This window comes from Streptomyces sp. NPDC034103 (assembly GCF_055575395.1).
This window is the reverse complement of the sequence record NZ_JBVISS010000009.1, coordinates 201,197-224,829: the sequence shown is the minus strand read 5'-3', so window position 1 is coordinate 224,829 and position 23,633 is coordinate 201,197. Positions and strand designations below refer to the sequence as shown.

Here is a 23,633-nt window from a genome sequence, read left to right as displayed (position 1 = left end):
GCCGCAAAGCGGGCACAAAGGTGTGGTGTAGGTCACTTATGGCCGCAATCGCGTGCCTGGAGTTGCGGTGACACGGCCAGGAACGTCACCGTTTCGGCGGTCTGAACGGCCGGGTACTTGCGCGATCCGTCCCGCCCGTGTGGACTACGGCCAATGCTTCGCGCACGCGCGTGGCTGAGTTATTCCCAAAACATGATCAGGAGGCAACCCGTGAGCGCGACCGCGGACCACGCGGAGGAGCGGACGAACCCTGCCGCAAGGCTGGGGTTCCAGCCCGAGCAGGTGGTCCAGGAGATCGGCTACGACGACGACGTCGACCAGGAGCTCCGCGAGGCCATTGAGGAAGTCATCGGCAGCGAGCTGATGGACGAGGAGTACGACGACGTCGCCGACGCCGTCGTGCTGTGGTTCCGCGATGACGACGGCGACCTCACCGACGTACTGGTGGACGCCACCACGTACATCGAGGAGGGCGGCTCGATCCTGTTGTTGACGCCGAAGACCGGCCGCGACGGCTACGTCGAGCCCAGCGACATCTCCGAAGCCGCGACGACGGCGGGACTCTCCGCCTCCAAGAGCGTCAGCGTCGGCAAGGACTGGAGCGGCAGCAGGCTCGTGACGCCGAAGGCGGCCAAGCCCAAGCGCTAACCTCCGCGCCCAAGCGCCAGACCTCCGCCGAGCAAAGGACGGGCCGGGTTCACCCGGCCCGTCCATCAGTCTGTCGTGAGCGCTGCGTAGGGTGTTCTCACCCGAACAGCCCCACCCGAGAGGGATTCACGACGATGGCGATCCAGGTCGGCGAAAAGGCCCCCGACTTCGAGCTCAAGGACAACCACGGCAGGACCGTCAGGCTGTCGGACTTCCGGGGGGACAAGAACGTCGTCCTGCTCTTCTACCCCTTCGCCTTCACCGGCGTGTGCACCGGCGAGCTCTGCGAGCTGCGCGACCACCTGCCGCAGTTCTCCGACCGCGACACCCAGCTGCTCGCCGTCTCCAACGACTCCATCCACACCCTGCGCGTCTTCGCCGAGCAGGAGGGCCTCGAGTACCCCCTGCTGAGCGACTTCTGGCCGCACGGCGAGGTCTCCCGCGCCTACGGCGTCTTCGCCGAGGACAAGGGCTGCGCGGTGCGCGGCACCTTCGTCATCGACAAGGAGGGCGTGGTGCGCTGGACCGTCGTCAACGCGCTGCCCGACGCGCGTGACCTGAACGAGTACGTCAAGGCTCTCGACAGCCTCTGAGTCGGGACACCCGGTGATTCTTCGGTTCCAAGGCCTGCGGGCCACGGGAACCCGTCACTAGGATCGACACGTTGATCCGGTATCACACGCATGGCGGGGCTCCCCGCCCCTGGACACCAATGGAGGACTCGTGGGAGTCAGCCTCAGCAAGGGCGGCAACGTATCGCTGACCAAGGAGGCCCCGGGCCTGACCGCGGTCATCGTCGGTCTGGGGTGGGACGTCCGCACCACCACCGGCACCGACTTCGACCTGGACGCCAGCGCACTGCTGCTGGACGCCTCGGGCAAGGTGAGCAGCGACGCGAACTTCGTCTTCTTCAACAACCTCAAGAGCCCCGACGGCTCGGTCGAGCACACCGGCGACAACATCACCGGTGAGGGCGAGGGCGACGACGAGCAGATCAAGGTCAACCTCGCGGGCGTCCCGGCCGAGATCGAGAAGATCGTCTTCCCGGTCTCGATCTACGACGCCGAGAACCGCCAGCAGTCGTTCGGCCAGGTCCGCAACGCGTTCATCCGCGTCGTGAACCAGGCCGGCGAGGCGGAGATCGCGCGCTACGACCTCTCCGAGGACGCGTCCACCGAGACCGCGATGGTCTTCGGCGAGCTGTACCGGCACGGCGCGGAGTGGAAGTTCCGCGCCATCGGCCAGGGCTACGCCTCGGGCCTGCGCGGCATCGCGCAGGACTTCGGCGTGAACGTCTGAGACGTCCTTCAGACGTGAGCCACCCCGTCCGGCGCCGCACGGTTCGCGTGCGGCGCCGGACGCGCAGGACCACCAGAGACAGCAGTACTACGGGGAGGGACCAGCATCATGGGCGTCACGCTCGCCAAGGGGGGCAACGTCTCCCTGTCCAAGGCCGCGCCGAATCTCACGCAGGTGATGGTCGGGCTCGGCTGGGACGCGCGCTCCACCACCGGAGCCCCGTTCGACCTCGACGCCAGCGCACTGGTCTGCGACAGCGGACGGGTCCTGGGCGACGAGTGGTTCGTCTTCTACAACCAGCTCAAGAGCCCGGACGGCTCGGTGGAGCACACCGGCGACAACCTCACCGGTGAGGGCGAGGGCGACGACGAGTCGATCCTGATCGACCTCTCCAAGGTGCCGGCCCACTGCGACAAGATCGTCTTCCCGGTCTCGATCCATGACGCGGACAACCGCGGCCAGACCTTCGGACAGGTCAGCAACGCCTTCATCCGCGTGGTGAACCAGGCCGACGGCCAGGAGCTGGCCCGCTACGACCTCAGCGAGGACGCCTCCACCGAGACCGCCATGATCTTCGGCGAGGTCTACCGGTACCAGGGCGAGTGGAAGTTCCGTGCCGTCGGACAGGGGTACGCGTCAGGGCTGCGGGGCATCGCCCTGGACTTCGGGGTCAACGTCTCGTAACGCGATATGAGCAAAAGCCGGGGCCGGGTGGGGTGCGGAGGGGGGCGGACTAGACTCCGCTTCAAAGTTCGGTAAAAAGCCGAGTAGGGCAGCGGGGGAGACCCTCCCCCAGACTACGTCTGGGAGGTGCCCCCAGACAGGATTGGGTAGCCAGTGGTTCTGAAAACCTTCGGCTGGTCGTTCGCGGTCACCGCGCTCGGCCTCGTAGCGGCGGTCTTCTACGGGGGGTGGACCGGGTTCGGCATCGTGGCGATCCTGTCCATCCTCGAGATCTCGCTGTCCTTCGACAACGCGGTCGTCAACGCCGGAATCCTGAAGAAGATGAATGCCTTCTGGCAGAAGATCTTCCTCACCGTCGGTGTCCTCATCGCCGTGTTCGGCATGCGACTGGTGTTCCCGGTCGTGATCGTCGCCATCAGCGCCAAGATCGGCCCGATCGACGCGGTCGACCTCGCGCTGAACGACAAGGATCACTACCAGGAACTCGTCACCGACGCCCACCCGGCGATCGCCGCGTTCGGTGGCATGTTCCTGCTGATGATCTTCCTGGACTTCATCTTCGAGGACCGGGACATCAAGTGGCTCGCGTGGCTGGAGCGCCCGCTCGCCAAGCTCGGCAAGGTCGACATGCTGTCGGTCTGCATCGCGCTCGTCGTCCTGCTCGCCACCGCGATGACCTTCGCGACCCACGCCCACCAGCACGGCGGCGCGCACGTCGACAAGGCGGAGACGGTTCTTCTCTCCGGTATCGCGGGTCTGATCACCTACATGATCGTCGGTGGTCTCTCCGGCTACTTCGAGGACAAGCTCGAAGAGGAGGAGGAACGCGAGCACGAGGAGGAGGAAGAGGCCGCGCGCAGCGGCAAGCCGCGCTCGGCGGTCGCCCTCGCCGGCAAGGCGGCGTTCTTCATGTTCCTCTACCTCGAGGTCCTGGACGCGTCCTTCTCCTTCGACGGTGTGATCGGCGCCTTCGCCGTCACCAACGACATCGTGCTGATGGCGCTGGGCCTGGGCATCGGCGCCATGTACGTCCGTTCGCTGACCGTGTACCTGGTCCGCCAGGGCACCCTCGACGACTACGTCTACCTGGAGCACGGCGCCCACTACGCGATCGGTGCGCTGGCCGTCATCCTCATGGTCACCATCCAGTACCAGATCCACGAGGTCATCACCGGTCTCGTCGGTGTCGTCCTGATCGCCTGGTCCTTCTGGTCCTCGGTGCGCCGCAACAAGGCACTCGCGGCCGCCGAGGGAAAAGCCGAGGGCTCGGACCCGAAGACTGAGATCTCCGTCTAGCACCCGAACCCCCGGCCGGGTGTGACAGCCCTCCGGGTGAGGAACGCTCTGAGCGGGGCGGCGTCGACTCCTCGACGCCGCCCCGTCGGTCTGTGACGTGAAACGTGGGGGCGGGAACATGGGCTTCTTCGACGGGCTCCGGGGCGGCCGCGAGGCCGACTTCGACTCGGGCAACGCGGCGACCAACGCCATCGAGCTGACCAAACGGCACGACCGGGTCTCCCTGAGCAAGCAGGGCGCGGAGACCGGGCATCTCCGCATCAACCTGGCCTGGCGGATGCGGACCTCCGACATCGGCGGCTCCCAGCGCGAGAGCCTGTTCCGGCACCCCTTCCGGGCGCTCAAGCCGCCGGAGGTCATGGGACACAGCCAGAGCATGGTCAACGTCGACCTCGACCTGGGGTGCCTGTACGAGCTGGCCGACGGCACCAAGGGCGTGGTGCAGCCGCTCGGCGGGTTCTTCGGCGACGTCAACGCGGCGCCGTACGTCAAGCTGAGCGGGGACGACCGGTTCGGGTCGGCGTCGGGCGAGACGATCTACGTCAACCTCGACCACAAGGACGCCATCAAGCGGATCCTGGTGTTCGTCTACATATACGACCAGACCCCGGCGTTCGACCGGACGCACGCGATCGTGACCCTGTACCCGAGCAACGGCCCCCGGATCGAGATAGGCCTCGACGAACGCCATCCCCAGGCCCGGTCCTGCGCCGTGGTGATGATCGAGAACGTCAAGGGCGAGATCCTCGTCCGGCGCGAGGTGAAGTTCGTCTACGGGTTCCAGGCCGAACTCGACCGGCTGTACGGGTGGGGGCTCCAGTGGGGGCGGGGCTACAAGACCAAGGCGGGCCGGTGACGGCCCCCGCGTCCCGGCGCCCCTACGGCCGGATGAACTGAGGGCCCTGAGGCGGCAGCCGGAAGTCCGGGTCCGGCGCCGCGGCGGGCGCCGACTGCGGGTAGCCGTATCCCGACGGGGCCCCCGCGGTCGCCGGGACCGGGGCCTGCGGATAGCCGTACGCGGAGGGGTCGGCCGACTGCGGGTAGCCGTAGGCCGACTGGGTCGGCGGCGGCGCCTGCGGCGCCTGGGGGTAGCCGTAGGACGGCTGGGACGGGACCGCTGTCGTCGGCTGCTCGGGCGGCAGCGGCTGGGAGGACTCGGGGGCCGGCGCCGGCTCCTGGGAGGCGTCCGACTCGTCCACCGAGATGCCGTAGTCCCCGGCCAGGCCCTCCAGACCGTTCGAGTAGCCCTCGCCCAGGGCGCGGAACTTCCAGCCCTCGCCGCGGCGGTACAGCTCCCCGCAGATCAGCGCGGTCTCCTGGCCGGTCTGCGGCTTGATGTCGAAGTAGGCCAGCGGCTCCCCGTCGGGAGCCTTGCCGTCGTACAGCAGTATGCGCAGGGCGGGTACACGGTCGAAGGTGACGCCCTCCGCCGACGCGACCAGGAGAATCTGTCCGACGGCGGACTCGACACCGGAGAGGTCTGTCTGGATCGTGTCGGTGAGGCCCTCGGCCACCCGCTTCTTGCCGAGCAGCCGTACCGTCCCGGAGGGGTGCCGGGGCTGGTTGTAGAAGACGAAGTCCTCGTCGGAGCGCACGCGACCGTCGGGGCCGAGGAGCAGCGCGGAGGCGTCGACATCCGGGACCTCCTGCCCGGGCGTCCAGCGCACCACGGCGCGCACCGTGGTGACTTCGAGCGGGACGTTCGACCCCTTCAGCATGGCGTGCGTCATGCGGTCATCCTGCCTTCTCGGTCCTGGTCACGACAACGCGGGGGTGCGGGTTCCGCGGGTCGGATCCGCCCCGCCTGTGCTCGGCCGCGTTACCTGGAATTCATGCCCGATGGGAACCCCTGACATGGGTTTGTACGTACTATTACCGGCCACCTGTGAATCGTTCACAGAATGCCCAGTCACCACGGGGGAGTCATATGCGTCATTTTGGGCACATTGCCCCTGAGGTGCGTCAGCGCCTGTTCCACCAGGAGCCGTGCGAGTTCACCGCCGACTCCCCGGCCCGGCTGCTCTCCGCGGCCCTGGGCGCCACCCTGTACAGCCCGGCCACCCGGCCGCGGCTCGCCGACGACATCCTGAAACAGGTCGGGCGTGGCGTGGTCTCGATGGTGCTGTGCCTGGAGGACTCGATCGGCGACGAGGACGTCGTGGAGGCCGAGGAGAACCTCGTCCGGCAGTTCACGGAGCTGGCCCAGCGCGCGTCGGCGGATCTGCCGCTGCTCTTCATCCGGGTCCGCTACCCCGGACAGATCCCCGACCTCGTCGAGCGGCTCGGGCCCGCCGCCCGGCTGCTGTCCGGGTTCGTGCTCCCGAAGTTCACCGAGGAGCGCGGCATCCCCTTCCTGGAGGCGCTGTCCGGCGCCGAGGTGGCGAGCGGGCACCGGCTGTTCGCCATGCCGGTCCTGGAGTCGCCGGAGCTGATGTACCGCGAGTCCCGGGTGGAGACCCTGGAGGGCATCGCCCGCGCGGTCGAGAAGTACCGGGACCGGGTCCTCGCGCTCCGCCTCGGCGTGACCGACTTCTGCTCCTCCTACGGCCTGCGCCGGGCCCCCGACATGACCGCCTGGGACGTCCAGATCGTCGCCTCCGTGATCGCCGACGTGGTGAACATGCTGGGCCGCGCCGACGGCACCGGCTTCACGGTCACCGGGCCGGTCTGGGAGTACTTCCGGGTCCAGGAGCGCATGTTCAAGCCGCAGCTGCGCCGCAGCCCCTTCCTGGACGGCCAGGCCGAGGAACTGCGCGAGGCGCTCATAGAGCACGCCATGGACGGGCTGCTCCGGGAGATCGCCCTCGACCAGGCCAACGGTCTGATGGGTAAGACTTGTATTCACCCCTCGCACGTGCTGCCCGTGCACGCACTGTCCGTGGTCAGTCACGAAGAGTTCAGTGACGCGGCGGACATCCTGCGCCCGGAGCGCGGCGGCGGGGGAGTGCTGCGCTCGCAGTACACGAACAAGATGAACGAGGTGAAGCCGCACCGAGCCTGGGCCGAGCGCACGTTGCTCCGCGCCGAGGCGTTCGGGGTGGCCAACGAGGACATCGGCTTCGTGGAACTGCTGGCCGCCGGAATCCCGGACTGAGCCGGGCCGACCCGAGGGACGCATGAACAACGCAGTGAACAACGAGGTGCCGGACACGACGTGGTCCGGGACCTGGGTCGCCGAGCGGCTCGGGGTCGAGCTCCTGGGCGACGACCAGCTGACCGGCCTGCTGGGCCTCGCCCTGCGCCGCAACCCCAAGCGGGCCCATCTGCTGGTCTCCAACGTGCTCGGCAAGCACGTCCCGCAGTCACCGTCCGTGGTCCACGGCTCCGGCTTCGCCCTCGGCCTGCGGGTCCGTGAGCTGCTGGGCGCGCGGGAGGCCGAGCGGGCGGTGGTCCTCGGCTACGCGGAGACCGCGACCGGCCTCGGCCACTGCGTCGCCGACGGCATCGGCCTCGCCCCCTACCTCCACTCCACCCGTCGCCCGGTCCCCGGCGTGGCCCCGGCGGGCGGCTTCGAGGAGTCCCACTCCCACGCCACCTCCCACCTGCTCCTCCCGGAGGACCCGGCCCTGCTGGTCGGCGACGGCCCGCTGGTCCTGGTCGACGACGAGTTCTCCACCGGCAACACGATCCTGAACACCATCAGGGACCTCCACGACCGCTACCCGAGGAACCGGTACGTCGTCGTGGCCCTGGTCGACATGCGCTCGCAGGCCGACGCGGGCCGCCTGGAGGCCTTCGCCCGGGAGATCGACGCGCGGGTGGACCTGGTGACGGCGGCGTCGGGGACGGTGATCCTGCCGGAGGGTGTCCTGGAAAAGGGACAGGCCCTTGTAGCGCGCCACGAGGTGACTGACCCGGGGGCGCGGGGCTGTGTCGCGTCTGCGGCCACCGCCGCGCGGGCGCGATCAACCCCCACCGGCCCGCACCCGACACACCAGCGCATCGACCTCCACTGGCCCCACGGCCTCCCCGACGGCGGCCGCCACGGCTTCACCCCCGCGCACCGAATACGCCTGGAAACCGCCCTCCCCGCCATGGCCGCACGCCTGGCCAAGGCACTCCCGGCGAACGCCCACCGCGTCCACGTCCTCGGCTTCGAAGAGCTGATGTACGCCCCGCTCCGGCTCGCCCACGAGCTGGAGCAGGCCGCCGAAGGGGTCCAGGTCACCTACTCCACGACCACCCGCTCACCCGTCCTCGCCGTCGACGACCCCGGGTACGCCATCCGCACCCGCCTCGCCTTCCCGGCCCACGACAACCCCGCCGACGGCCCGGGCGAGCGCTACGCCTACAACGTGGCCGGAGCCGGCTTCGACGCCGTCGTCGCCGTCGTCGACTCCACCGCCGACACCCCGGAACTGCACGCCCCCGACGGCCTGCTCGCCCAGCTCGCCGCCCACACCCCGCATGTCGTCCTCGCGGTCGTCCCCAGTTACGTCCCCGAGCCGCTGTACGTGCCCGAAAGGCCCCCGATGCTGCCCGAGCCCCTCCGCGGCCCCGCCTTCTCCTCGTACCCGCCGGAAGAGGTCGGCTGGCTGCTCCAGGACCTCTCGGACGTGACGCTGGAGGCGCCGACCGAGGAGCGCGAGGAGGCCATCCAGAGCGGCGGCGCGCACTACGCGGAGTCGCTGCCGGTGGAGTACCAGCCGAGCGAGCAGTACCAGCGGCTCTTCCACACGGCGCTGGACGAGGCGGCCCCCCGGCTCGCGCAGGCGGTCGGCGCCGTGACCGAGCTCGTGCTCGCCGAGCGCTCACCGCGCCCGGTCCTGGTCTCCCTCGCCCGCGCCGGCACCCCGATCGGCGTCCTGATGCGCCGCTGGGCCCAGTTCCGGCACGGCCTCGAACTGCCGCACTACGCCGTGTCGATCGTCCGCGGCCGCGGTATCGACGCCAACGCGCTGCGCTGGCTGGCCGCCCACCACGACCCGGCCGACGTCGTCTTCGTCGACGGCTGGACCGGCAAGGGCGCGATCACCCGTGAACTCGCGGAGGCCATCGAGGAGTTCGAGGCCTCCGACGGCATCACCGGCTTCGACCCGGAGATCGCGGTGCTCGCCGACCCGGGCTCGTGCGTGCGGACGTACGGCACCCGCGAGGACTTCCTCATCCCCTCCGCCTGCCTCAACTCCACGGTCTCCGGCCTGATCTCCCGCACGGTCCTGCGCGCGGACCTGGTCGGCCCGAACGACTTCCACGGCGCGAAGTTCTACCGCGAACTCGCGGGCGCCGACGTCTCCGTGGCCTTCCTCGACGCCGTCGGCGCCGTCTTCCCGGAGGTCGTGGAGGCGGTGGACGCACAGGTCAAGGAGCTGCTCTCCAGCGACCGCAGCCCCACCTGGGAAGGCTGGGCGGCCGTCGAGCGGATCAGCGAGGAGTACGGCATCCACGACGTCAACCTCGTCAAGCCGGGCGTCGGTGAGACCACCCGGGTGCTGCTGCGCCGCGTGCCCTGGAAGATCCTCGCGCGGGCCGGCGCGGGCGCCGACCTGGACCACGTACGCCTGTTGGCCGAGCAGCGAGGTGTCCCGGTGGAGGAGGTCGGTGAACTCCCGTACACCTGCGTGGGGTTGATCCACCCCAAGTACACGCGGGGCGCGACCGGTGCCGACGGCCGGGCGGTGGCCCTCTGATGCCGGTGCTGGTGGCGAGCGACCTCGACCGTACGCTGATCTACTCCTCCGCGGCCCTCGCGCTGACCATGCCGGACGCGCGGGCGCCCCGGCTGCTCTGCGTCGAGGTGCACGAGAGCAGGCCGCTGTCCTACATGACCGAGACGGCCGCCGCACTGCTGGCCGACCTCGGCGACGCGGCGGTGTTCGTGCCCACGACCACCCGGACCCGCAAGCAGTACCAGCGCATCAACCTCCCCGGCCCCCCGCCCACGTACGCGATCTGCGCCAACGGCGGGCACATCCTGGTGGACGGGGTGACGGACGCCGACTGGCACACCCGCGTGCAGGCCCGGCTCGCCGACGAGTGCGCGCCGCTGAGCGAGGTGCAAGAGCATCTGCTGCGGACGGCCGACCCGGTGTGGGTGCGCAAGCACCGGGTCGCCGAGGACCTCTTCGCCTACCTCGTCGTCGAGCGTGAACTGCTGCCCGAGGACTGGGTGAAGGAGCTCGCCGTGTGGGCGGAGAACCGCGGCTGGACGGTCTCGCTCCAGGGTCGCAAGATCTACGCCGTCCCCAAGCCCCTGACCAAGAGCGCCGCGCTGCACGAGGTCGCCCGCCGCGCCGGCGCGGACCTGACGCTGGCGGCCGGGGACTCCCTGCTCGACGCCGACCTGCTGCTCGCCGCGGACCGGGGCTGGCGCCCGGGGCACGGCGAACTCGCGGACGAGGGTTTCACCGCCCCGAACGTCAGCGCGCTGCCGGAGCGGGGTGTGCTGGCGGGGGAGCGGATCCTGCGGGAGTTCCTGCGCGCCACCCGCGGGGCACCGGCGGCCCCTACGAGTTGACGCGCGCGTCCCGCGCCCGCCTGCGGCGGCGGCCGGACCCCGGTCGCCGCACCAGCCGTACGACGACGAACGCCACCACCGCCAGCGCGGCCCCCGCCAGCACGACCTTCGAGTACGCGGACACGATGTCCGTGACCTGGGTCCAGTTGTCGCCCAGCAGATAGCCCGCCATCACGAACGCGGTGTTCCACAGCGCGCTGCCCAGCGTGGTCAGGCCGAGGAAGACGGGCAGCGGCATGCGCTCCACGCCGGCCGGGACCGAGATCAGGCTGCGGAAGATGGGGATCATGCGGCCGAAGAAGACCGCCTTGGTGCCGTGCCGCAGGAACCACGCCTCGGTCTTCTCGATGTCGGAGACCTTCACCAGCGGCAGCCGGGCCGCGATCGCGACCGTGCGGTCCCGGCCGAGCAGCGCGCCGACGCCGTACAGGGCGAGCGCGCCGACCACCGAGCCGGCGGTCGTCCACAGCAGGGCGGCCAGGAGGTTCATCTGGCCGGTGCTGGCCGCGAACCCGGCGAGCGGCAGGATGACCTCGCTCGGCAGCGGGGGGAAGAGGTTCTCCAGGGCGATGGCCAGCCCGGCGCCGGGCGCGCCGAGCGTGTCCATGAGTCCGTTGATCCACTGCGGTGCGGCTGTCATGCCGTCCACGGTAGGAAACCGCAGCTGAAGGTTTCCTGAAGCCGCCGCCCACGGGGGCCGTCAGCCGCAGCAGCCTCCGCCGCAGCAACCGCCGCCGCCTGAACGCGGCGCCTGGGCCGGTGCGGAGGCCGAGCCGCCGACGGCCACCGTCGACAGCAGCTTCACCGTGTCGTCATGGCCGGCCGGGCAGTCCGCGGGGGCGGACGACTCCGCCATCGGACGGCTCAGTTCGAAGGTGTCGCCGCAGGTGCGGCAGCGGTACTCGTAGCGAGGCATGAGCACAGGTTAACCGCGCCTCAGTGGCCGGCGCCGCGCTCCTCGCGGATCTGCGAGACCACCCGCGCCACCGTCTGCCGCACCGCCTCCGTCTCGGTGAGGAAGTGCCAGTAGTCGGGGTGGCGGCCCTCCAGGGTGCCGATGGCCCGCTCCAGCCGGGCCACCGAGTCGTCCAGCGGGCGCGCGTGGCGCGGGTCGGGGGTGGTCCGGCCGGTCATCGCGAGCCGCTGGGCGTCCCGGATGGCGAACCGGGTCCGGTCGATCTCCTGCTGGGGGTCCTTCTGCACGGCGTTCAGGCGCCGCAGCCGGTCACCGGCGGCCGAGACGGACTCGTCGGTGGAGTTCAGCAGGGCCCGCACGGTCGACAGCAGGGCGGTGGCGTCCGGCCAGCGCTGCTCGTCGCGCGCGGCGCGGGCGTCCGCGAGCTTGCGCTCGGCCTGGCGGACGTTCTCCGTCGCCTGGTCGGGGACCTGCTGGAGGTCCTGCCAGCAGGCGACGGTGAAGCGGCGGCGCAGCTCGCTGAGGACCGGGTCGACCTGCCCGGCGCGGGTGGTCAGGGCCTGGGCGCGGGTGCGCAGGGAGACCAGCCGGTGGTCGATCTCGGCGGCCTTCTCCGGCAGCCGCTCGGACTCGACCCGGACCGCCTCGGCCTCGCGCGCGACCCGCTCGGCACGCTCCAGGGTCTGCGGGACGCCGTGCTGCCCGGCGCCCTGGTTCAGCTTGGTCAGCTCGGGGCCGAGAGCGGCCAGCCGGGCGGCGAGGTCGTCCGCCTTCAGCCCCGACTCCCGTACCGCGTCCAGGGCGTTGGAGGCGGCCAGCAGGCCCTGCCGGGCGCGCTCGACGGCGGGGGCGAGCCGGGCCAGCTGCGTCTCGGCCTTGCCGAGCAGCGGGCCGAGGCCGTCGCCGAAGCGGTCCAGGTCCCGCTTGACGTTCGCGAGGTCGTCCTTGGCCTTGGTGAGCTCGGTCCGCGCGCGGACGGCGACCGAGGCCTCCAGGTCGTCCCGGTCGAGGTCGTGCGCGTCGACGGCCTCGATGTAGTGGCGGCTGGCCTCGTCGATCCGCCTGCCGAGCGCCTCGAAGTCGGCGACGGCGCGCCGGGCGGCGGGGGAGTCGTCGACCGCGATGATCGTCTCGATCGAGATCCGCAGATCACGCTGGGCGGTGTCCAGCTCGTAGAACGCGGCCGCGGCGGCGTCCTTCGCGGCCTGCGCCTCGGCCCGCTGGCTCTCCGAGCGGCCCCCGAACCAGCGCCGGGTGCCGCCGCCCGCGAACGCGGCCGGCAGCGCGAGCGCGGCGAACAGGGGCAGGGCGGTCAGGGTGAGCGCGTCGCGCAGCACCTCACGCGCGCGCGGCTTCGACGGCGAGTACGGCTGCGCTGGTGTCGCCGTCACATCCCTCTCCCGTGCTGTGATCCGTCCTTGCCCGGTGTCATTCTCCCACCGGTTAAGGACGAACACACGGGCCCGTTAGTTCGCGGTACGGACCGTGACTTTGCCGTCGCCGGTGCGGGCGGTGATGACATGGGTGCTGGAGTCGGCGCGGGGCACGGACACGTCCACACCGCCGTCACCGGTCTCGGTCGTCACCTTGTACGTCGCCTCGGGGACGTCGATGGTCACGGACCCGTCGCCGCTCCGGGACTCCACCCGCTCCGGTACGGCGCCCAGTTGGAGGTGGACGGAGCCGTCGCCGGTCTCGGAGCGGATCCGGCGCGAGGTGACCTCGGCGCGCACGGAGCCGTCGCCGGTCTTCAGGTGCAGCGGGCCGCTGGAGTCGGTGACGTGGACGGAGCCGTCCCCGGTACGGATGCTCAGCGCGTCCTCGAAGCCACGCGCGCGTACGCTGCCGTCGCCGTCCTGGACCTTGACGGAGACACCGCGCGGGACCTCGATGCGGTGCTTGCCGGCGCAGTCGGCGACGACGCCGGTGCACGTCATCCGCAGTTTCAGGGTGTCGTCCCGCATGGACCAGGTGACCTTGGGGTCCTTGCCCATCGCGACCGTGCCCCGGAACCAGCGGGTGACCTCGATCCGGCCCGCCTCGTGATCGTCGGCGGCGACGATCTCCAGGGCGGAGTCGTCGGAGTCGATGGTGAGGGTCCTGCCCTGAAGCGCGAACGAACGGTGGTCGGGGTCCTTGTCGTCCGAGGCGGAGGCTCCGCAGGCGCTGACACCCGCGATGAGAGCGACGGCCCCTGCGGCCAGGGCGACGCGGGCGGTGACGGGACGGGCCATTGGGATCTCCCCCTGAGACAGACCGATGAGGCTCTTCGACCGTACGGAGCGGGAGGCCGTCGCGGGATCCGGGACGCTCCCGGATGCGGGGTGGGGAAAACCCCCGGGTCCACCCCCGACAGGCGGCTCCCGCGATACGGGTTTGCAGACCAGGGGCCGGGGCGATGTAGGCTGTCGACTCGTCCTGAGCGCTGCTGCTGTTCGGGACCCGGGTGCGTAGCTCAGGGGTAGAGCGCCTGCCTTACAAGCAGGATGTCGGCGGTTCGAAACCGTCCGCGCCCACAGGAACGAAAGGACCCCGGTCGATCAGACCGGGGTCCTTTTCTTGTTTCTCAGTTCCCCGCGTTCCCCGCGTTCTCCACTTCCCGTTCCTCTTCCCGTTCCCGCGCGTGCTTCAGCCTCATGCGGGCGTCCACGCGGTCCGCGCCGGTGACCTCCGCCCAGAAGCGGTGGCCGCTGACGAAGACGGCGAGTTCGTGCTCGCGTCGGCGGAGCTTCTCCACCTCGGCCTGTTCGTCGGCCGTCCAGCCGGGGGAGGCGGGGCGTTCCACCTTGCGCCAACCGGCGGTGTCACTGAATCCGTCCAGGGGCTCGACCGACCAGGGCAGCCGCTTGAGCAGGGCCGACAGCTCGGCCCGGACCTGATGCAGCTCCTCCTGACCGGCGAGGAGGTCACTCGGAAAGTCATAGGTCGTAGCCACGGCGCAATGCTACGCCTGTTCGATTTAGGGGTGCGAGTTTCTGAGGGTAGTTCGTGTGTTCGGGCGTGCCGCCGGGCCGGGTCCACACCGGGGGGCACGGCGTCAGTGGCCGGCGGCCTTCAGCTCCGCCACCAGGCGCGCCGCCACCGGTACCGGAACGCCGTGCTGGTCCGCCGCGCGGAGCAACGCCCCGCCGATCGCGTCCAGTTCGAGCCGGTGGCCCGCCTCGGCGTCGCGCTGCATGGACGACTTGGTCCCCGCCGGGAACGCGTCGTAGCGGGCCAGCGCCTGGACCGGGTCCGCCGGACCGCCGCAGGCGCGGCTGACCGCGGCCGTCTCCTCCACGAGTGCCGTCAGCTCCTCGCGGTGGCGCGTGCGGATGTCACCCAGCGGCAGCCCGTACCGCGTGGTGAGCAGGGCGAACGGGGCCAGGAACGACATCTTGGCCCACAGCGCCGCCGTCTCGTCCGGCAGCACCCGCGTGGTCGGCCCGGCCGCACCGAGCACCGCCGCCAGCGCCTCCAGGCGCTCCCGGGGCACCTTGTCCCCCGCGAGGTCGACCTCCGCGAACGGGCTGCCGTGGACGATCTCCCCCGGTGCCACCCGCGTCGACTCCACCCGGATCACCGCCGGCGCCACCACGTCCTCGCCATACCGGGCCCGCAGGGCCGCCGGGTGCTCCACACCGTTCAGGAACGGCACCAGGAGCGCGTCGCCCAGCGCGGCCGGCGGGACCCGGTCCAGGGCCGCGTCGAGCGCGGTGTGCTTGACCGCCACCAGACAGACGTCGACCCGCGTCCGCAGCTCGCTCTCCGCCTCCACCCGCGCGGTGAAGTCCCCGAACACCGCGCTGCGGACCCGGATCCCGCGGGTGCGCAGGGCCGCGGCCGTCTCGTCCCCGGCCAGGCAGATCACCCGGTGCCCGGCCCGGGCCAGCAGCCCGGCGAGCAGACCGCCGATGCCGCCCGGCCCCAGTACCGCCACGGTCGGTCCACCGTCGTACGTCAGTTTCTCGTCGTGCGTCATCACACGAACTCCCTTCGTCGGTCGACCCCTTGAACGGTGGCCGCCTCGCGAAGGATCATCGCAGACCTCCTCGCGGCCGGCGATCTCCCGGGCCCCGTTCCGCGGAGCCCCGGGCGGTATCTCCTGAGGGGAGCGAGACTGGGGGTATGTGCCGCAGCATCAAGACCCTTCGCCCGCCCGCGCTGCCCGAGGAGGCGACCGAGGACGAGATCCGCGCCGCCGCCCTCCAGTACGTACGGAAGGTGTCCGGCTTCCGGGCACCCGCCGCCCACAACAGGGAGGTCTTCGACCGCGCCGTGGCCGCGGTCGCCGAGGCCACGGCCGAACTGCTGGACGGCCTGGAGGTGCGGGGCGCCGCCCAGAAGGCAGGCTGAACGGGCCCGGCGTGGACGACGGCGTCCCGAACGGGGACGCGCGCGAGCCGTCACGAGGCGCGGCTGCGCTCACCCGCGCGCGCCGCGACCGTCCCCGGTCACGGCTCCCCGCGCGGCGCTACGCCGGCTGCCGCCGCATCACGTACGCCGCCCCGGCGCCCGCGCCGAACAGGGCCAGCACGGAGACGCCGGTCGCCAGCCAGGTCGTACCCAGCCACTGGGCGCCGTAGTAGCCGAGGCCGACGCTGTACGCGGCCCAGGCCAGGCCCGCCAGCGCGGACCAGGGGAGGAACTCGCGGACGCGGCGGTGGGCGGCGCCCGCGACGAAGGAGACCACCGAGCGGCCGGCCGGGGCGAAACGGGCGAGGACCATCAGGGGGCCGCCGCCGCGCGCCAGCGCCGAGCCGAGACGTTCCTGCGCGGAGGTGAGGCGACGGGAGCGGGCGATCGCCCGGTCCAGCCGGGCCCCGCCGCGCCAGGCCAGCCGGTACGCCACCAGGTCGCCGAGCACCGAGGCGGTGGCGGCGACCAGGGTGAGCAGCAGGAGGTCGGGGACCTCGCCGGGCACCTTGCCGGTCGCCGCGCCGGGCACCGCCGCCGCTGCCGTGGCAGCGGTGATGACGAGGACGCCGCTCGGCAGGACCGGCAGGAACACATCGAGCAGCACCGACGCGGCCACCATCGCGTAGATGATTCCTGGGCTGCCGATCAGCGTGCCCACACTCCCGAGACTCTCCAACACCGTCACTCCCCGTTGTCCCCCGTAACAGCCCTACAGCGTACGCCCGGGGTGTGACAGCGGGTTCATGGGGGGCGCGTGTGTTCAGCACAGTATGTTCACGAGGCCGACACGTTCCGGCGTGCGACAGCCACAGACCACGACGGCGCCCGTCCTCCGTGAGGGCGGGCGCCGTCGGGTGTGGGCACGGGTCAGACGGCCACGGGTGCCTGGTCCGAGGCGGGCCGCCCGGCGACCGTCGAGCGCTTGTGGAACAGGCGGTCGAGCCCGAAGGCGCCGGAGCCGGTGAAGACGAGCAGCAGGAAGGACCAGCAGAACATCGCCGCGCCCTCGCCGCTGTTCTCGATCGGCCACAGGGCGTTCGGCTGGTGCACCTTGAAGTAGGCGTAGGCCATCGCGCCGGAGGCGATGAACGCGGCGAAGCGGGTGGCGAGGCCGATCATCACCAGCGAACCGCCGACCAGTTCGATCGCGGCCGCGTACCAGCCGGGCCAGGTGCCGAGTTCGACGGTGCCGCCCCTGCCGTCCGCGCCGCCGAGCACTCCGAAGAGCGCGACGGCACCGTGGCAGGTGAACAGCAGTCCGACGACGATACGGAACAGGCCGAGGACGTACGGCTGGGCGCTGTTGAGGCGTCCGGTCATGTGGGGAGTACTCCTGCGGTCGGGCCGGTCCGTGGGGTCGGACCGGTCGGGGGACAGAACCGTTCGAGCGCCCCACCGTAGGCAGCCCTCACCAATGGTTTCAAGTTCAACATTTGGCCACGGCTTTGCTTCCGTTTCGCCTTCCGTCCCTGTCGTAACCGCACGTGGAGCCGTTCTGGCCACCGCCGCCCGCGTCCGAAAGCATGACCGAATCCACACCAGCCTCTGCGTCCGCGGCGGTCACCCGGCGCCGCGTCCCCCGTCGCCGCCCCGCATGCGGACCGCCGCGCGCACGGCCGATACCGACCGGTCCTCGGGTCAGGCGTTGCCGGTGGCGATGCTCAGCCAGGGGGTCCAGGTCGAGCAGTTCTCCCAGCCGATGTCGTTGGAGTAGTTCCGCAGGCACACCTTGATCCGGACCTTTTTGTCCTCGTCGAAGTTGTAGTTGCACTCCTCACGGCCCGTGAACGCGCCGCCGGTCGCCTTGCACTCGCCCTCGCGGCCGTAGTCGGTCTCCCAGCGGGTGACCGTGCTCTTGTGGTCCTCCCCGATGTCGTTCGCCATGATCCAGTCGCCATCGGCCTGGAAGGCGCCCTCACCCTTGTTGTCGGACGTGTAGGCGTGCTGCGGCCAGCCCGTCGGGTACCAGGTGGCGTGGGCCGGTACGGCCATGAGGCCGACCCCCGCGCCGGCGGCGACGAGCGAGAAGCAGATCTTCTTCAACAAGGCGTTTCCTTCGAGCGGTTGGGCCGTCCGTGCGGGCCCGAGTGTCGAGGAGCGTATGGTCGAAGACGGGTTTACAGAAGCTTCAGCCGTGCACAACTCGCCCTTTCCGAGGCTCATGTGTGCACCGGTCACTTCTCGCCCAGCACCGTCTCCGTCACCACCTCCAGCCGCGGGTCGCCGCCCCGCACGGCACGTGCCTGCTCCATCCGCAGCAGGGCCGAACGGCCTTGCAGGGTCAGGGTCATGAGCTGGTTGCCGAACCAGGGGCCGCCCGTCCGCCGCCAGTCCACCGACGGCCGCGAACAGCCGCCGTGCCGGGCGAACCCGCGTCCGAGCGCGCGGCCCACCGCGCTCCAGCCGAAGCGGAAGCCGAGGCGCATCGAGAGCGGGATGGAGTTGTGGACGGGGGAGCAGGTCAACTGCACGACGTGGGCGTCCGGTTCGGCCCCCGCCGACCAGCGCGGCTCGGCGACGTAGGCATGGTGGACGTCCCCCGACAGCACGCACACCGTCGCCGGCGCGTCCGGCCCGGACCCGACCTCCGCGATGAGCGCGGCCAGCGCCTCGAAGGAGTCCGGGAACGCCGCCCAGTGCTCCAGGTCAGCACCCCGCCGCACCTTCTCCCCGAACCGCGCCCAACGTTCCCCGCGCTCACCCCGGCACAGCGCGGCGTTCCACGCCTCGGCGTCGTGCACCAGGTTCGGCAGCAGCCAGGGCAGCGAGGTCCCGATCAGGAGATGGTCGTACGATCCCGGCCCGTCCAGCACCTGCTCGCGCAGCCACCGGGCCTCGCCGGGGTCGAGCATCGACCGCTTGTCCTCGTCGAGGACCCGGGCCGCCCGCGAGTCGACCATCAGCAGCCGGACCCGCCCGAAGTCCCGCCGGTAACTCCAGCGCACGGATTCGGGTTCGGTGTCGGCCCGGACGGCGAAGGCGCGCAACTCGTCGGTGCCGTCGGCGCTTTCGGACACGGCGGCGTAGAGCGGGTCGGCGGCCAGCTCCGCAGGGGAGAGGTTCCCCAGGTGCTGGTAGACCCAGTACGACATCAGCCCGCTCTGCACCCGCTCGCCCCACCACGAGGTGGCTCGCATGTCCTCGACCCAGGCGGCGGAGGTGTTCCAGTCGTCCACGACGTCGTGATCGTCGAAGATCATGCAACTGGGCACGGTGGACAGCAGCCAGCGGATCTCCGGGTCGAGCCAGGACTCGTAGTAGAGGTGGGTGTACTCCTCGTAGTCCGCGACCTCGTTGCCCGGCGGCTCGCTCACGTCCCGGCGCGCGGCGAGCCAGCGCTGGGTGGCGGGCGAGGTCTCGTCGGCGTAGACCTGATCGCCGAGCAGCACCAGCGCGTCCGGGCGTTCACCGTCGGGGGCGGCCGCGATCCGGGCCGCGAGGGTGTCCAGGGCGTCCGGTCCGACGGGGTCCCGCTCGCCGTGGGGCGGAGCGGCCCAGCGGCAGGAGCCGAAGGCGATCCGGACGGTCCCGCCCTCGGCCGGAGTGCGGATCACCGGATCCGGGAACGGCGAGTCGGGCGGCGGCCACACGCGCGCCCCGTCCAGCAGGACCTCGTACGGCGACGAGGTCCCCGGCGTCAGCCCGGTGACCTGGACCAGCGCGTAGTGGTGGCCCGCCACCTGGAACGTGCGGGTCTGTCCGCCCGCCCCGTCCGCGCAGCGCACCTCGGCCGCGCACGGGCGGCTCGCCTCGACCCACACGGTCGCGGACGAGCGGTCGGTGTACCTGAGCAGCGGTCCCAACCGAAGTTCGGCCACGATCACCTCCTCCGTCGTCCCGTACGGTACGGAACGACGGAGGCCGCTGGGGAGGTCCCGCACCGAATCGTCAGCAATTGGCCAGGTAAGTGGTCAGCGCGCTCTTCTCCGCGGAGTCCACGGACAGGTCGTAGTAGTACTTCACCTGGACCCAGGCGCGGACGTAGGTGCAGCGGTACGCGGTGCGCGACGGCATCCAGGTGGCCGGGTCCTGGTCGCCCTTGGCCTGGTTCACGTTGTCCGTGACGGCGATGAGCTGGGGGCGGGTCAGGTCGTTGGCGAAGTTCTGGCGCTGGGTGGAGGTCCAGCCGTCGGCGCCGGAGTCCCAGGCCTCGGCGAGCGGGACCAGGTGGTCGATGTCGAGGTCGGAGGCGGCGGTCCAGGTGGCGCCGTCGTACGGGGAGTACCAGCTGCCGCTGGTGGCGGCGCAGGCGGAGTCCGTGACGACGTTCGTACCGTCGCGCTTGAGGACCGTCTCCCGGGTGTTGCAGCTGCCCGAGATGGTGATCCAGTGGTTGAACAGGTCACGGCTGTAGCCGGTGCGGTCCTCGGTCGCCACGGTGAGCGAGGCGAGGTAGGTGCGGGCCGTGGCGCCGCTGACCGGGGTGGGCAGCGCGGCGGACGCGGTCGGACCGTTGAAGAGCCCGACCGAGGCTATGAGCCCGGTGAGCGCGGCGAGTATGCTGAGCCGTCGACGCGCGTAGAACTTCGCCATGCGAACTCCCTTGAGGGGTGGGGGTGTTGAGCGCGAGCGAGGGAATGCTCGCGGCGCCGTGTTGCGGGGAGATGTGTGCCGGGTAAGAAGCTAGTGACGCGTACATGACACGACAAGGTTTACGGCGAAACGATCTCGTATGATGGTCGGAGCAGAAGGGGAGTAGCTCTTCGCCGGACCGTCGACATACTGCTCAGCTCGTCTGAGCCGGCGCCCGGAGGCAGGTCTTCTCGAGGACCGGCCAGCGAGACCTTCGGCAAGCAGTGCACAGGTGTATCCGTGTGCTGCCGTGCCGAGGTGTCGTAGCGCAGCAACACTCTCGGTGGGGCAGCCCTACCGATTGAGGAACCTTGATCAGCTTCACCGTGACGGCCGTCGTCTTCGGCGTCGTCTTTCTCGCGGAACTGCCGGACAAGACCGCGCTCGCCGGTCTCGTCCTCGGCACCCGCTACCGCGCCTCGTACGTCTTCGCCGGCGTGGCGGCGGCCTTCGCGCTCCATGTGGCGCTGGCCGTGGCGGCGGGCAGCGTGCTCACGCTGTTGCCGCAGCAACTGGTCCACGCGCTCACGGGGGTCCTCTTCCTGGGTGGCGCCGCGGTGCTGCTGATGAAGAAGGAGGAGGGCGACGAGGAGGTCCGGCGCCCGCAGGACCAGTCCTTCTGGAAGGTCGCGGGCGCGGGCTTCATGCTCATCCTGGTCGCCGAGTTCGGCGATCTGACCCAGATCATGACGGCGAACCTGGCCGCCCGCTACGACGACCCGCTCTCCGTCGGTCTCGGTGCGGTGCTCGCGCTGTGGGCGGTGGCCGGGCTGGGCATCGTCGGCGGAAAGGCGCTGATGAAGCGGGTGCCGTTGCGGTTGATCACGAAGGTGGCGGCGCTGCTGATGCTGGGCCTCGGGGTGTGGAGCCTGTGGGAGGCGGCCACCGGCTGAGCTGAACGGCGGATGAATACTTCCGGGATGCGCTGGCGCAAACCGGTCACGGTTTTGTACCGTGGAGAAACAAAGTGGTTCCCCGCCCGTTCTCCCTGACCGGCGGGCGGGGGCCGCCTTGTCCCCTCCGGGTCACCCCCGGTCCCCTCGTCCTGGAGCTGCCGATGACGGCCACCGCCGTACCCACCGTGCTGACCGCCCGTGCCCTCCTGCTCGACATGGACGGCACCCTGGTGAACTCCGACGCCGTCGTCGAACGGTGCTGGCGGCGGTGGGCCGAGCGGCACGGCCTGGACGGCGGCGAGATCATGAAGGTCGTGCACGGACGGCAGGGCTACGCGTCGATGGCGCTGCTGCTGCCGGACCGGCCGATGGAGCAGAACCACGCGGACAACGCCCGCATGCTCGCCGAGGAGACGGCGGACATGGACGGCGTGGTGGCGATACCCGGCGCGGAGGCCTTCCTCGCGTCGCTGCGGGGGGTGCCGCATGCCCTGGTCACCTCGGCCGACGTCGCGCTCTCCACGGCCCGGATGGCTGCCGCCGGCCTGCCGCTCCCCGACATCCGCGTCACCGCCGAGTCCGTCGGCGAGAGCAAGCCGCACCCCGAGGGCTTCCTGAAGGGGGCCGCGGAGCTGGGTGTGGCGCCGGAGGACTGCATCGTCTTCGAGGACTCGGGGGCGGGGATCGCGGCGGGGCGCTCCGCGGGGATGCAGGTCGTGGGCGTCGGGCCGCGGGCGGACTTCCATGAGCCGGACGTGGTCGTACGGGACCTGACCCAGGTACGGGTGGAGCGGGACGAGGCCGGAACGGTCCGCGTCTACGTGGGCTGACCGGCGCGCCACGGCGGGGTTGGAACGACCCCGCCCCCACGCACCGCGACCGGTGAGCGTTTCTCGCCCCCGCCGCCCCTACCCGTCCCATGCTGGGGGCTGCGCCCCCAGACCCCCCATCGGCCCTGAACGGGCCTCGTCCTCAAACGCCGGACGGGCTGAAAGACAGGCAGGCGCCCCGCACCGGCGGGGGATGGAAGGCGAAGGGGCGCACCCCCACGGACGGGCCACCGGCGCCACGGCGGGAAGGGGACGTACCGGGGGGTGCCCGCCCGCAGTGTCGGGCGTCCGACCGACAGCACAGCTTGGCCCCACGGTTGCGCCCGACCGAGGACGGACACCCCCCGGTGCGGCCCCGACCCACAACGCACCGCGGCCTACGGCTCCCGCGTCTCCGACTCCAGACGCTCGCGCGTGGTGAGGTCGTACGCGCCGTATTCGGCGACCTGGATCCCCCGCGCCCACTGGTAGCGCCCCACCGCGTCCTGGACACCCTCGTTGTATTGGCCGCTCGCCTTCCTGGTGTACAGGCCGAGCTGGGTGAGGCGGAGTTCCAGTTCCACGACCTCCTCGCCCGCGGAGCCGCGGCGGAGCACCGGCGGGGTGCCCTTACCGGCGCCGTCGGCCTCGTCGGCCGCCCCGGTCGGCGCGGCGGAGGTGGTCACCGGCGCCGAGGGCACCGTGGAGCGGGACGGGGAGGGCGAGGCCGAGCTGCGGGAGGGGGACGGGGAGGCGGACGGGCTGGGGGAGGCCGACGCGGACGGGGCGGTTGCCGGGGGCGGTGCGGAGGCCGTGCTCGGGGTCGGGGACCCGGAAGCCGAGGTCGTCGCAGCGTCCGGGACGCTCGCCCGTACCTGCTCCGGCTGGGCCCCGTCGCGGCTCGGCGCCTCGTAGGAGAAGAACCCGCTCGCCAGCCCGGCCGCGGCGATCACCGCCACCACCCCACCGACCGCGCCCAGCAGGAGCGTACGGCGCGGACGCCGGGACCCGGCCTCGACGTCGTCCTCGGGGCCTCCCGCAGCGACCCCGTCGAACAGGCTCAGATCCATGGTGCTCGGCGCCGACGACGGTGGCGACAACGGCGTGGGCAACTCCGCGGGCACCGCCCGCAGCGGCATGGTCACGTCGGCCCCACCCGGCGCCCCGCCACCAGACGACCCGGAAGAACCAGACGACCCGGGCGACCCGGGCGACCCAGGCGACCCGGGTGGCCCAGGCGACCCGGGTGGCCCAGGCGACCCGGGCGACTCGGCCGACGCCTCCCCCTCCAGCTCCACATAGGGACGTATCCGCAACGGATCGAAGTCCTCCGCCGCGGCAGCCTCCGCCGTACGCGTCTCGCGCAGGGCGTCGGACGCCCGCTGCGTGCAGCCGCACGACGGCGTGTGGTCGACCCCTCTGGGCGCCCCGCACTCCGGGCACAGATGGCCGCTCGGTTCCGCCATGTGTTCGTCCCTCCCCTCGCGAACTCCAGAGATTATGCAGACCCCCTCCACACGCCCGCCCCACAAGCCCCCGGAATGTCGGGTTCCGACAGGACTCAACAGGCCATAAACGGTCACACCAACCACGATGGAGATGTAACGAGACCGCCAGGAGGTCTTCATGGCCGAGGACGCGCACGGTATGACGGGAGA

At 71.2% G+C, this 23,633-nt stretch carries 25 protein-coding genes and 1 tRNA gene; 13 read left to right on the top strand and 13 right to left on the bottom strand.

Annotated elements, in window-relative coordinates; all coding sequences use genetic code 11:
• Positions 1-210: 210 nt before the first annotated feature.
• The 6 genes from ACZ56U_RS21700 to ACZ56U_RS21675 all read left to right on the top strand — a co-directional run bounded on the left by ACZ56U_RS21700 (position 211) and on the right by ACZ56U_RS21675 (position 4,783).
• Positions 211-648, top strand: coding sequence for a DUF3052 domain-containing protein (locus ACZ56U_RS21700; RefSeq protein WP_391229425.1), 438 nt, complete (start codon positions 211-213; stop codon positions 646-648).
• A gap of 134 nt (positions 649-782) precedes the next feature.
• Positions 783-1,241 carry a peroxiredoxin gene (locus ACZ56U_RS21695; RefSeq protein WP_469085633.1) on the top strand — a complete coding sequence of 153 codons (459 nt, stop codon included), beginning with the start codon at positions 783-785 and terminating at the stop codon, positions 1,239-1,241.
• A 130-nt stretch (positions 1,242-1,371) separates the two neighbouring features.
• Positions 1,372-1,947 carry a calcium homeostasis/redox stress adaptation protein gene (locus ACZ56U_RS21690; RefSeq protein WP_391229429.1) on the top strand — a complete coding sequence of 192 codons (576 nt, stop codon included), beginning with the start codon at positions 1,372-1,374 and terminating at the stop codon, positions 1,945-1,947.
• A gap of 108 nt (positions 1,948-2,055) precedes the next feature.
• On the top strand, positions 2,056-2,631 hold the full coding sequence (locus ACZ56U_RS21685) for a TerD family protein (RefSeq protein ID WP_391229431.1): 576 nt from the start codon (positions 2,056-2,058) through the stop codon (positions 2,629-2,631).
• A 153-nt stretch (positions 2,632-2,784) separates the two neighbouring features.
• Positions 2,785-3,927: a DUF475 domain-containing protein gene (locus ACZ56U_RS21680; RefSeq protein ID WP_469085632.1), complete on the top strand. Its 1,143-nt coding sequence runs from the start codon at positions 2,785-2,787 to the stop codon at positions 3,925-3,927.
• A 118-nt stretch (positions 3,928-4,045) separates the two neighbouring features.
• The gene (locus ACZ56U_RS21675; protein ID WP_469085631.1) at positions 4,046-4,783 is read left to right on the top strand and encodes a TerD family protein; all 738 of its coding nucleotides are present in this window, start codon (positions 4,046-4,048) and stop codon (positions 4,781-4,783) included.
• Positions 4,784-4,805: 22 nt separating this feature from the next.
• Here ACZ56U_RS21675 and ACZ56U_RS21670 read toward each other — a convergent pair whose 3' ends face one another.
• Positions 4,806-5,657, bottom strand: a complete 852-nt coding sequence (locus tag ACZ56U_RS21670) for a TerD family protein (RefSeq protein ID WP_469085630.1) — start codon at positions 5,655-5,657, stop codon at positions 4,806-4,808.
• A gap of 197 nt (positions 5,658-5,854) precedes the next feature.
• Between ACZ56U_RS21670 and ACZ56U_RS21665 the strand changes: the two genes are divergently transcribed.
• The 3 genes from ACZ56U_RS21665 to ACZ56U_RS21655 are packed head-to-tail and all read left to right on the top strand — an operon-like array spanning position 5,855 to position 10,384.
• Positions 5,855-7,021 carry an HpcH/HpaI aldolase/citrate lyase family protein gene (locus ACZ56U_RS21665; protein WP_469085629.1) on the top strand — a complete coding sequence of 389 codons (1,167 nt, stop codon included), beginning with the start codon at positions 5,855-5,857 and terminating at the stop codon, positions 7,019-7,021.
• Between the two features lie 22 nt (positions 7,022-7,043).
• On the top strand, positions 7,044-9,557 hold the full coding sequence (locus tag ACZ56U_RS21660) for a phosphoribosyltransferase (protein WP_469085628.1): 2,514 nt from the start codon (positions 7,044-7,046) through the stop codon (positions 9,555-9,557).
• Positions 9,557-10,384, top strand: coding sequence for an HAD family hydrolase (locus tag ACZ56U_RS21655; protein WP_469085627.1), 828 nt, complete (start codon positions 9,557-9,559; stop codon positions 10,382-10,384). Before ACZ56U_RS21660 ends, ACZ56U_RS21655 begins: the two co-directional genes overlap by 1 nt.
• On the opposite strand, the gene ACZ56U_RS21650 is transcribed toward ACZ56U_RS21655, so the two are convergent.
• The 4 genes from ACZ56U_RS21650 to ACZ56U_RS21635 all read right to left on the bottom strand — a co-directional run bounded on the left by ACZ56U_RS21650 (position 10,374) and on the right by ACZ56U_RS21635 (position 13,534).
• A complete protein-coding gene (locus tag ACZ56U_RS21650) occupies positions 10,374-11,024 on the bottom strand; it encodes a DedA family protein (RefSeq protein ID WP_469085626.1) in 651 nt (216 codons plus the stop codon). The two genes, ACZ56U_RS21655 and ACZ56U_RS21650, sit on opposite strands and share 11 nt — an antisense overlap.
• Positions 11,025-11,084: 60 nt before the next feature.
• Positions 11,085-11,300, bottom strand: a complete 216-nt coding sequence (locus tag ACZ56U_RS21645; protein WP_469085625.1) for an FmdB family zinc ribbon protein — start codon at positions 11,298-11,300, stop codon at positions 11,085-11,087.
• Between the two features lie 20 nt (positions 11,301-11,320).
• Entirely contained in the window at positions 11,321-12,691 is a 1,371-nt protein-coding gene (locus tag ACZ56U_RS21640) for a hypothetical protein (RefSeq protein ID WP_469085624.1), read from the bottom strand.
• Positions 12,692-12,766: 75 nt separating this feature from the next.
• Entirely contained in the window at positions 12,767-13,534 is a 768-nt protein-coding gene (locus ACZ56U_RS21635) for a DUF4097 family beta strand repeat-containing protein (protein ID WP_469085623.1), read from the bottom strand.
• A 210-nt stretch (positions 13,535-13,744) separates the two neighbouring features.
• On the opposite strand from ACZ56U_RS21635, the gene ACZ56U_RS21630 reads away from it, so the two are divergent.
• Positions 13,745-13,816: transfer RNA gene (locus ACZ56U_RS21630), tRNA-Val, on the top strand.
• Between the two features lie 50 nt (positions 13,817-13,866).
• Here the strand turns inward: ACZ56U_RS21630 and ACZ56U_RS21625 are convergent.
• Positions 13,867-14,235, bottom strand: a complete 369-nt coding sequence (locus ACZ56U_RS21625) for a hypothetical protein (RefSeq protein ID WP_469085622.1) — start codon at positions 14,233-14,235, stop codon at positions 13,867-13,869.
• Between the two features lie 102 nt (positions 14,236-14,337).
• Complete coding sequence (locus ACZ56U_RS21620; RefSeq protein ID WP_469085621.1) at positions 14,338-15,261, bottom strand: ketopantoate reductase family protein; 924 nt, start codon at positions 15,259-15,261, stop codon at positions 14,338-14,340.
• 146 nt (positions 15,262-15,407) lie between these two features.
• On the opposite strand from ACZ56U_RS21620, the gene ACZ56U_RS21615 reads away from it, so the two are divergent.
• A complete protein-coding gene (locus ACZ56U_RS21615) occupies positions 15,408-15,635 on the top strand; it encodes a DUF2277 domain-containing protein (RefSeq protein WP_469085620.1) in 228 nt (75 codons plus the stop codon).
• 118 nt (positions 15,636-15,753) lie between these two features.
• Here ACZ56U_RS21615 and ACZ56U_RS21610 read toward each other — a convergent pair whose 3' ends face one another.
• The 5 genes from ACZ56U_RS21610 to ACZ56U_RS21590 form a co-directional block, all read right to left on the bottom strand.
• The gene (locus ACZ56U_RS21610; protein ID WP_469085833.1) at positions 15,754-16,317 is read right to left on the bottom strand and encodes a DedA family protein; all 564 of its coding nucleotides are present in this window, start codon (positions 16,315-16,317) and stop codon (positions 15,754-15,756) included.
• Positions 16,318-16,565: 248 nt separating this feature from the next.
• The gene (locus tag ACZ56U_RS21605; protein ID WP_469085619.1) at positions 16,566-17,018 is read right to left on the bottom strand and encodes a DoxX family protein; all 453 of its coding nucleotides are present in this window, start codon (positions 17,016-17,018) and stop codon (positions 16,566-16,568) included.
• A 318-nt stretch (positions 17,019-17,336) separates the two neighbouring features.
• Positions 17,337-17,744: a hypothetical protein gene (locus tag ACZ56U_RS21600; protein WP_469085618.1), complete on the bottom strand. Its 408-nt coding sequence runs from the start codon at positions 17,742-17,744 to the stop codon at positions 17,337-17,339.
• A 128-nt stretch (positions 17,745-17,872) separates the two neighbouring features.
• The gene (locus ACZ56U_RS21595; RefSeq protein WP_469085617.1) at positions 17,873-19,516 is read right to left on the bottom strand and encodes an alkaline phosphatase D family protein; all 1,644 of its coding nucleotides are present in this window, start codon (positions 19,514-19,516) and stop codon (positions 17,873-17,875) included.
• A gap of 70 nt (positions 19,517-19,586) precedes the next feature.
• Positions 19,587-20,231, bottom strand: coding sequence for an HNH endonuclease family protein (locus ACZ56U_RS21590; protein WP_469085616.1), 645 nt, complete (start codon positions 20,229-20,231; stop codon positions 19,587-19,589).
• A gap of 350 nt (positions 20,232-20,581) precedes the next feature.
• Here ACZ56U_RS21590 and ACZ56U_RS21585 point away from each other — a divergent pair, with 350 nt between their 5' ends.
• Both ACZ56U_RS21585 and ACZ56U_RS21580 read left to right on the top strand, forming a co-directional pair.
• The gene (locus ACZ56U_RS21585; RefSeq protein WP_469085615.1) at positions 20,582-21,163 is read left to right on the top strand and encodes a TMEM165/GDT1 family protein; all 582 of its coding nucleotides are present in this window, start codon (positions 20,582-20,584) and stop codon (positions 21,161-21,163) included.
• Positions 21,164-21,327: 164 nt separating this feature from the next.
• Positions 21,328-21,996 carry an HAD family hydrolase gene (locus ACZ56U_RS21580; protein WP_469085614.1) on the top strand — a complete coding sequence of 223 codons (669 nt, stop codon included), beginning with the start codon at positions 21,328-21,330 and terminating at the stop codon, positions 21,994-21,996.
• 377 nt (positions 21,997-22,373) lie between these two features.
• On the opposite strand, the gene ACZ56U_RS21575 is transcribed toward ACZ56U_RS21580, so the two are convergent.
• Positions 22,374-23,114, bottom strand: a complete 741-nt coding sequence (locus ACZ56U_RS21575; protein WP_469085832.1) for a peptidoglycan-binding domain-containing protein — start codon at positions 23,112-23,114, stop codon at positions 22,374-22,376.
• Positions 23,115-23,633: the final 519 nt, after the last annotated feature.